This window comes from Pseudomonas sp. xss_4 (genome assembly GCF_043104125.1).
Lineage (GTDB): Bacteria > Pseudomonadota > Gammaproteobacteria > Pseudomonadales > Pseudomonadaceae > Aquipseudomonas > Aquipseudomonas parafulva_B.
In genome coordinates this window covers 40011-47635 of record NZ_JBICKJ010000045.1, presented here as the reverse complement: position 1 = coordinate 47635, position 7625 = coordinate 40011, and the positions used below count along the sequence as shown (strand labels likewise).

The following is a 7625-nucleotide window of genomic DNA, read 5'->3' as shown; positions in this document are numbered from 1 at the left end:
GCGCAGCGGCCCCAACGATACGCGCTGCGAAGCTGAAACCCTAAACCGCCGCGCAACCCTTTGACCGGCCCACCAGGCTCAAGCCTCGTGACAGATACGCCCATCGACCAACGTATAGCGCACGGCACCCGGCAGGCAGTGCCCGATGAACGGGCAGTTGTCGCCACGGGAGTACCAATGCTCACCGGCCACGGTCGAGGCCTGTGGATCGAACACCACCAAGTCAGCCGCAGCGCCAACCTTCAGCTGGCCAGCCGGCAGCCGCATGGCATCAGCGGGACCACAGGTCAGGCGCGCCAGCAAGGTCGGCAGGTCGAGCAAGCCATCCTGCACCAACGTCATGGCCAACGGCAGCAACACGTCCACGCTGCTGATACCCGGCTCTGTGGCGCCGAAGGGGGCCAGCTTGGCATCGCGTTCATGAGGCTGGTGATGGCTGGAGATCGCCTGGATCACGCCGGTTTTCACCGCCTCGCGCAGGCCATCGCGATCGGCAGCGCTACGCAGTGGCGGTTGCACGTGGTACAGGCTGGAAAATTCACGCAGCGATTCGTCGGTCAGGATCAACTGGTACAACGCGACATCGGCAGTGACCGGCAAACCAAGGCTTTGCGCCTGGGCAATCAGCCGCGCGCCACGGGCGCTGGTGATCTGGGTGAAGTGGGCGCGGACGCCGGTCTGCTCCACTAGCAGCAGGTTGCGCGCCAACGCCACGGTTTCAGCAGTTTCGGGAATGCCGGGCAAACCCAGGAAGCTGGCCATGGCACCTTCATGGGCAAGGCCGCCTTGGGCCAGGTCGCGGTCCTGGGAGTGGAACACCACCGTCAGGTCGAACGTGGCGGCGTATTCCAGCGCACGGGCCAAGGTGCGGTTGTTGGGGATTTCCTTCAGGCCATTGCCGAACGCGACGCAGCCGGTGTCACGCAGGCCCACCAGTTCGGCCAACTGTTCCCCCTCCAGGCCCTTGGTCAGCGCGCCGATCGGGTAAACCTTGCTGTTGCCCGCCTCGCGGGCGCGGTCCAGGATCAGCTCGGCCACCGCCGAGGTGTCCAGGGCCGGGCGGGTCTGCGGCGGGCAGCACAGGCTGGTCACGCCACCGGCCACGGCCGCGCGGGTCTCGCTGGCGATGGTGCCTTTGCGGCTATAGCCGGGCTCGCGCAGCGACACGCCCAGGTCCACCAGGCCAGGGGCGACGACCAGGCCATCGGCCTGAAGGGTGCGGTTGGCGGTAAAGCCAACGGGCGCGGCGCCCATGGCGGCAATGCGGCCGCCCTCCAGGTGCAGGTCGGTGACCTGGTCAAGGCCGCTTTGAGGGTCGATGACCCGGGCGCCAAGAATGCTGATGCTCACTGGGCGATCTCCTGGTCGAGTTGACGTTGTACGTTTTGCCCGCTCATGGCCATGGACAGCACGGCCATGCGCACGGCGATCCCGTAGGTGACCTGGTTCAGGATCACCGAATGCTTGCCATCGGCCACGGCAGATTCGATTTCCACTCCACGGTTGATCGGACCGGGGTGCATGACGATGGCGTCCGGCTTGGCCCCTGCCAGGCGGGCAGTGGTCAGGCCGAACAGGCGGTAGAACTCGCCTTCGCTGGGCAGCAGGCCACCGGCCATGCGCTCACGCTGCAGGCGCAGCATGATCACCACGTCGACGTCCTTGAGGCCTTCGGCCAGGTCGGTGTACACCTTCACGCCATACTGCTCGATGCCGATCGGGATCAGGGTTTTCGGGCCGATCACGCGAATGTCCGGGCAGCCCAGCGCCTTGAGCGCGAGCATGTCCGAACGCGCCACGCGCGAATGAAGGATATCGCCGACGATGGCAACCGAGAGGTTCTCGAAGCCGCCCTTGTGCCGGCGAATGGTGAGCATGTCGAGCATGCCCTGGGTCGGGTGCGCATGGCGGCCGTCACCGCCGTTGATCACGGCCACCTCCGGGCACACGTGCTCGGCAATGAAGTGCGCCGCGCCTGAATCCGAGTGGCGCACCACGAACATATCGGCGGCCATGGCTTCAAGGTTGCGCAGGGTATCGAACAGCGTCTCGCCTTTGCTGGTCGAGGAGGTCGACACATTCAGGCTGATCACGTCGGCGGACAGGCGCTGGGCGGCCAGCTCGAACGTGGTCCGGGTGCGGGTGGAGTTCTCGAAGAAGACGTTGCACACCGTCTTGCCACGCAGCAGCGGCACTTTCTTCACGGCGCGGGCGCCGACTTCCAGGAAGGAATCGGCAGTGTCGAGGATTTCGGTCAGCAGTTCGCGGGGCAAACCGTCAAGCGAAAGGAAATGGCGCAGCTGGCCCTGATCATTGAGCTGCAGCGGGCGCTTGGCGTCGATTGGCGTCATCGCGGGGGACTCTTAAAGGGCGGTAGCGGGGGCGAGGTCCTGGCGCTCGAGGGCGAGCGGTGCGGGTCCGGTCAATTTTACCCGTTCATGGGCCGCCAGTGACAAGGTGGCGCCGAGCACATTCGGGCGGATGGGCAGCTCGCCTGCATCCAGGTCCAGCAGGCAGACCAGGGTGACGCTGGCCGGACGGCCGTAGTCGAACAGTTCGTTGAGGGCGGCGCGAATGGTGCGACCGCTCATCAGCACGTCGTCCACCAGCACCAGGTGCTGGCCTTCGATCTCAAATGGCAGCTCCGAGGGGCGCACCTGCGGGTGCAGGCCATTCTGGCTGAAGTCGTCTCGATAGAACGACACGTCAAGCGTACCCATGGCACTGGTGTCGTCCATGGCCTGTTGCAACGCCTGGGCCACCCACACGCCTCCGGTGCGAATGCCGATGTAGCGTGGCTCGGCGATGGCACGGCGGGCCAGATGGGCGCGAAGGTCGACAGCCATCTGCCGGATCAGCGCGGCAGGATCAGGTAGGCTCATTGCAGGTTCCTCGGAAGGGTGCGCCGGATGCATCCGGTCGCGAAGATGATCAGGTATTGGCCTCCAGCCAGCCTTGCAGCAGCAGGGCGGCGGCGATGGCGTCGACCGGGTTGTCCCGGTACGTGCCGCGCTGGCCGCCACGGGCCATGCGCTCGCCCTTGGCCTCGAACGTGGTCAGGCGTTCGTCATGGGTATGCACCGGCAGGTTGAAGCGCCCATTGAGGCGGCGGGCGAATTTTTCGGCCCGGGCGCTCATTTCGCTGGGGGTGCCGTCCATGTTCAGCGGCAGGCCGACGACGATGGCGTCAGGCTTCCATTCAGCGATCAGGCGCTCGACCTGGGCCCAGTCCGGCACGCCATTCTGGGCGCGCAACGTACAGAGTTCACGGGCCTGGCCGGTGACCGCCTGGCCGACGGCCACGCCGATCTGCTTGGTGCCATAGTCGAAACCCAGCAACAGTCGGGGTGCGGCAAGCGCGTCGGCCATCAGGCGTGGCCCGCCTGGCTGGTCAGCAGATGCAGGTTGATGCCAAGGCTCGCGGCCGCCGCTTCCAGGCGCAGCTCGCTGGTCATGGCAAACAGGATATCCGGGTCGAACGCACAGTTGAGCCAGGCGTTATCGGCCAGCTCGGCTTCGAGCTGGCCCGCTTCCCAGCCGGCATAACCCAAGGTGATCAGGCTCTTTTCCGGGCCCACGCCCTCGGCGATGGCGAACAGCACGTCCTGGGACGTGGAAAGCGAGAGGCCCTGCAGTTCCACCGTGGCCTGGTAGCTGCACTCGCTGGTATGCAGCACGAAGCCGCGGTCGGTCTGCACCGGGCCGCCTTGGTAGATAGGCACCTGCAGCGTGCTGGCCGGCGGGGTTTCGTCCGGGCGCAGTTGCTCGAGGATGTCGGCCAGGTTCAGTTCCTGCGGCTTGTTCACCACAAGCCCCATCGCGCCATGAGCATTGTGCTCGACGATGTACGTGAGGGTCTGGGCGAAGTTCGGGTCGGCCATGTGCGGCATGGCGATCAGGAACTGGTGCTTGAGGTAGCTCGGCGTGAGGTTCTTCATGGGGGATAGTGTGGCGCCACCCGGCCACCGCTGCAAGCGTGCCGGCTCAGTTGCTGGACAACCGATCACCCCTGGCGAAGCGCCAGGTACGGATGATTTCCAGCCGGTCGTACTCGGCCAGATCACCGGTGAACGGCGCGAACGGTGCGGCCAGGCGCACGATGCGCTGGGCAGCCTGGTCCAGCACGGGCTGGCCGGACGATTCAAGCACCAGCACTTCGTAGAGTGACCCGTCGCGGTTGATCGAGACCATCATGCGCAGGTTGCCGTAGATCTGCTGCCGGCGTGCCTCGTCCGGATAATTCAGGTTACCCACGCGTTCGACTTTCTTGCGCCATTCCTCTTTGTACCAGGCGCCCTTGTCGCGCATGGTCGAGGCCGCATTCAGGCGATGGATACGCGGGCGCTTGGCATATTGCTGCTGCTCATTGGCAAGCTCTGCCTCAAGGCTGGCGATCTGGCTGGACAGCTGCGAGCTGTCGAACTCGCGCACGGGCGTGCTCGGCTTGGGCTGGGGCTTGCTTTCCCGTGGCTTGGGCTCGACCTTCTGCGCCTTCGGAGCCTTGGTCGCGACCGCCGACTTCTGCGGGGGCGGCGGTACCTCGGGCCTGGCGGCAGGTGGCGGGGTGATCTTGTTGATCTTGGTGTCCTGGAAAGGCGCAAGCTCGGTGGTCTTGGGCACGGCCTTCTTGTCCAGGGTGCCGCTGCCTTGCTGGTTGTCTTGCGCCTGGAAGTCGGCCTTTTCCGGCGGCTTTTCGCTTTTGAACGTGGCCAGGGTGATGTCCATGGTGCGGCTGATCTGCGCCGGCTTGACCACGGTAAAGCCCACCCCGAGGATCAACGCCAGGTGCACCAGCGCCGCCAGAAACAGCGTGAAGCCCAGCCTGTCCACCGGGCGAACGCGGGGCGGCAACAGGTCGGCGGGGATGTCAGCGGGCAGCGTCATCAGGTATCCAGGGGCATCGTCGAGCTACAAACGGCACGCAACAGGCAGCAGAGGCACGGGGCGGGCGTACCGGTCTTGCAGCCTGTCGTTTGCGGGTGAGCATGATACCCCACGCCAGTCCGTTACCGAATGTCCGTGGTCAACGCGTCTTGAGCTGGCGATCAATGGCATCCATCAGCTGGCCGCCGATGTCGGTGCCGTAGGCGGCGTCGATTTCGCGGATGCAGGTGGGGCTGGTCACGTTGATTTCGGTGAGGTAGTCGCCAATCACGTCCAGACCGACGAACAGCAGGCCCTTCTGGCGCAATGTCGGGCCTACCTGCGCCGCGATCCAGCGGTCGCGCTCGCTCAGGGGGCGTGCTTCGCCACGACCGCCGGCTGCCAGGTTGCCACGGGTTTCGCCGCTGGCCGGAATACGGGCCAGGCAGTAGTCGATCGGCTCGCCGTCGATCATCAGGATACGCTTGTCGCCGTCCTTGATCGCCGGCAGGTAGGCCTGGGCCATGATCTGCTGAGTACCTAGCAGGGTCAGGGTTTCGAGGATCACCGACAGGTTCGGGTCGCCCGCCCGGTGACGGAAGATCGACGTGCCGCCCATGCCATCCAGGGGCTTGAGGATCACATCGCCATGCTCGGCGGCAAACGCGCGGATGATGTCCGGGCGACGGCTGACCAGGGTGGGTGGCGTACATTGCGGGAACAGCGTGGCGAACAGCTTTTCGTTGCAGTCACGCAGGCTCTGGGGGCGGTTGACCACCAGCACGCCTTCGCTTTCGGCTTGTTCGAGCAGGTAGGTGCTGTAGACGAATTCCAGGTCGAAGGGTGGGTCCTTGCGCATCAGGATCACGTCCAGTTCGGCCAGGGCGCTGTCCTGCTCCTCGCCCAGCTCGTACCAGCGGGCCGGGTCTGCGTGCACCGTCAACGGGCGCATGCGCGCACGTGCCTTGCCTTGACCTTGATACAGGTCGCGCTGCTCCATGTAGAACAGGCTCCAGCCGCGTGCCTGGGCAGCCAGCAACATGGCCAGCGAACTGTCCTTCTTGTAGGAGATGGACGCGATAGGGTCCATGACAATGCCGAGGCGAACGCTCATGGGGTGGTTCCTCTTGGCGGCGTGGCCGCGATGGATCGAAAGAAAAGTGGCTCAGGGTGGCGCCGCCAACGCCGCCGGTCAAGGGGCGCGGCAGATGGAATGGCTACCCGGACTGTGCTAAAAATGCAGCTTCAAGCCTTCGGCTACACGCCTCAAGCGAAAAGCGGCCACGGGCCCATTGGGCTTTCCTGTAGCGTGGCGCTTGCAACGTGCAGCTCAATTCCCCGGGTAGGCGTTTATGGAACAACCCCTGAAAGTGATGGTGATCGACGATTCACGCACCATTCGCCGCACGGCGCAGATGCTGCTCGGTGAGGTGGGCTGCGAGGTCATCACTGCCAGCGATGGCTTCGATGCCCTGGCCAAGATTGTCGATCACAACCCGGCCGTGATCTTCGTCGATGTCTTGATGCCGCGTCTGGACGGCTATCAGACGTGCGCGGTGATCAAGCAGAACAGCACCTTCAAGGACGTCCCGGTGATTCTGTTGTCGTCGCGCGACGGTCTGTTCGACAAGGCCCGTGGGCGTGTGGTCGGTTCTGATCAGTTTCTGACCAAACCGTTTACCAAGGAAGAACTGATCGAGGCGATACAGGCCCATGTACCTGGGTTTGCCACCGCTCAACAAACAGCACCCTGACCGCGCCCTGCCATGGCACGGTCTTTCGAATCCTGATGGGGAACCCGTATGGCCCGCGTTCTGATTGTCGACGACTCGCCGACAGAGATGTATCGATTGACCCAATGGCTGGAAAACCACGGGCACGAGGTACTCAAGGCCAACAACGGCGCCGATGGCGTGGCCCTTGCCCGGCAGGAGAAGCCCGATGCAGTGCTCATGGATATCGTGATGCCAGGCATGAACGGCTTCCAGGCCACTCGCCAGCTCAGCAAGGACCCGGAGACCAAGGGCATTCCGGTCATCGTGGTGACCACCAAGGATCAGGAAACCGACCGCATCTGGGCGACGCGCCAGGGCGCACGTGACTTCCTGACCAAACCTGTGGAAGAAGACGCACTGGTGCACAAGCTCCAAGAGGTGCTGGGGGCTTGACCACACGCCCGCAAGGAGCGTCGCTGACCGCCTTCGAACTGTTGCTGGATATCGATCGGCGCTGCCGCCTGCTGGTAGCCGACCAACCGGCTTCGGGTGACAGGTTGCGGCAGTGGAGCGGCATCGGTTTTCGTGTAGCCGGGCAATGGTTCGTCGCCCCCATGGGCGAGGTGGCCGAAGTGCTGCGTGAGCCCCGCAGTAGTCGAGTACCTGGGGTGCAACCCTGGGTATGCGGGGTGGCCAATCTGCGTGGCCGGTTGCTGCCCGTGATGGACCTGGGCCGTTTCCTCGGCCTGGGCAGTGCTGTGCCCGGCAAGCAACGGCGCGTCCTGGTGCTTGATCACGAGGCGCTTTTCGTTGGCCTGCTGGTGGACGAAGTGGTAGGCCTGCAGCACTTTGCAATCGACAGCCTGCAACCCGCGCTGCCGGTGACCGATGCTGCCGGGCCCTTCGTTCAGGGGCGCTTTGAACGCGACCACGACTACTGGGCGATTTTCAGCCCCTTTGCCCTGGCCCAGGCACCGGGCTTTCTCGATGTGGCGTTATAGGACCTTGCAACCGTGAACCAGCCTGCTCCCCCCGTCACCGCCACTA

General features: G+C 64.7%; 10 protein-coding genes. 3 read left to right on the top strand and 7 right to left on the bottom strand.

Going from position 1 to position 7625, the window contains the following annotated elements:
• Positions 1–78: 78 nt before the first annotated feature.
• From ACF8GB_RS08985 to gshB, 7 genes are all read right to left on the bottom strand, one after another.
• A complete protein-coding gene (locus ACF8GB_RS08985; protein ID WP_058638867.1) occupies positions 79–1350 on the bottom strand; it encodes a dihydroorotase in 1272 nt (423 codons plus the stop codon).
• Positions 1347–2351, bottom strand: coding sequence for an aspartate carbamoyltransferase catalytic subunit (locus tag ACF8GB_RS08980; protein ID WP_058604064.1), 1005 nt, complete (start codon positions 2349–2351; stop codon positions 1347–1349). Before ACF8GB_RS08980 ends, ACF8GB_RS08985 begins: the two co-directional genes overlap by 4 nt.
• Before the next feature lie 12 nt (positions 2352–2363).
• A complete protein-coding gene (pyrR, locus tag ACF8GB_RS08975) occupies positions 2364–2882 on the bottom strand; it encodes a bifunctional pyr operon transcriptional regulator/uracil phosphoribosyltransferase PyrR (RefSeq protein WP_144964735.1) in 519 nt (172 codons plus the stop codon).
• 49 nt (positions 2883–2931) lie between these two features.
• Positions 2932–3369 carry a Holliday junction resolvase RuvX gene (ruvX, locus tag ACF8GB_RS08970; RefSeq protein ID WP_058604062.1) on the bottom strand — a complete coding sequence of 146 codons (438 nt, stop codon included), beginning with the start codon at positions 3367–3369 and terminating at the stop codon, positions 2932–2934.
• Positions 3369–3938 (bottom strand): YqgE/AlgH family protein, encoded by a 570-nt coding sequence (locus ACF8GB_RS08965; protein WP_023532990.1) that lies wholly within the window; start codon positions 3936–3938, stop codon positions 3369–3371. The genes ruvX and ACF8GB_RS08965 overlap by 1 nt, the downstream gene beginning before the upstream one ends.
• Before the next feature lie 46 nt (positions 3939–3984).
• Positions 3985–4884, bottom strand: coding sequence for an energy transducer TonB (locus ACF8GB_RS08960; protein WP_027914038.1), 900 nt, complete (start codon positions 4882–4884; stop codon positions 3985–3987).
• A 139-nt stretch (positions 4885–5023) separates the two neighbouring features.
• On the bottom strand, positions 5024–5977 hold the full coding sequence (gene gshB, locus ACF8GB_RS08955) for a glutathione synthase (RefSeq protein ID WP_058638871.1): 954 nt from the start codon (positions 5975–5977) through the stop codon (positions 5024–5026).
• A 238-nt stretch (positions 5978–6215) separates the two neighbouring features.
• On the opposite strand from gshB, the gene ACF8GB_RS08950 reads away from it, so the two are divergent.
• From ACF8GB_RS08950 to ACF8GB_RS08940, 3 genes are read left to right on the top strand one after another with little or no spacing between them, the layout of a single operon-like run.
• Complete coding sequence (locus ACF8GB_RS08950) at positions 6216–6617, top strand: PleD family two-component system response regulator (RefSeq protein ID WP_058604060.1); 402 nt, start codon at positions 6216–6218, stop codon at positions 6615–6617.
• A gap of 48 nt (positions 6618–6665) precedes the next feature.
• Complete coding sequence (pilH, locus tag ACF8GB_RS08945) at positions 6666–7031, top strand: twitching motility response regulator PilH (RefSeq protein ID WP_058638872.1); 366 nt, start codon at positions 6666–6668, stop codon at positions 7029–7031.
• Positions 7028–7579, top strand: coding sequence for a chemotaxis protein CheW (locus tag ACF8GB_RS08940; protein ID WP_058638873.1), 552 nt, complete (start codon positions 7028–7030; stop codon positions 7577–7579). The genes pilH and ACF8GB_RS08940 overlap by 4 nt, the downstream gene beginning before the upstream one ends.
• Positions 7580–7625: the final 46 nt, after the last annotated feature.

Bases quoted from the DNA above. Each gene is read 5' to 3' on its own strand.
- ACF8GB_RS08980 (WP_058604064.1), bottom strand. From the start codon at position 2,351: ATGACGCCAATCGACGCCAAGCGCCCGCTGCAGCTCAATGATCAGGGC.
- pyrR (WP_144964735.1), bottom strand. From the start codon at position 2,882: ATGAGCCTACCTGATCCTGCCGCGCTGATCCGGCAGATGGCTGTCGAC.
- ruvX (WP_058604062.1), bottom strand. From the start codon at position 3,369: ATGGCCGACGCGCTTGCCGCACCCCGACTGTTGCTGGGTTTCGACTAT.
- ACF8GB_RS08965 (WP_023532990.1), bottom strand. From the start codon at position 3,938: ATGAAGAACCTCACGCCGAGCTACCTCAAGCACCAGTTCCTGATCGCC.
- ACF8GB_RS08960 (WP_027914038.1), bottom strand. From the start codon at position 4,884: ATGACGCTGCCCGCTGACATCCCCGCCGACCTGTTGCCGCCCCGCGTT.
- gshB (WP_058638871.1), bottom strand. From the start codon at position 5,977: ATGAGCGTTCGCCTCGGCATTGTCATGGACCCTATCGCGTCCATCTCC.
- ACF8GB_RS08950 (WP_058604060.1), top strand. From the start codon at position 6,216: ATGGAACAACCCCTGAAAGTGATGGTGATCGACGATTCACGCACCATT.
- pilH (WP_058638872.1), top strand. From the start codon at position 6,666: ATGGCCCGCGTTCTGATTGTCGACGACTCGCCGACAGAGATGTATCGA.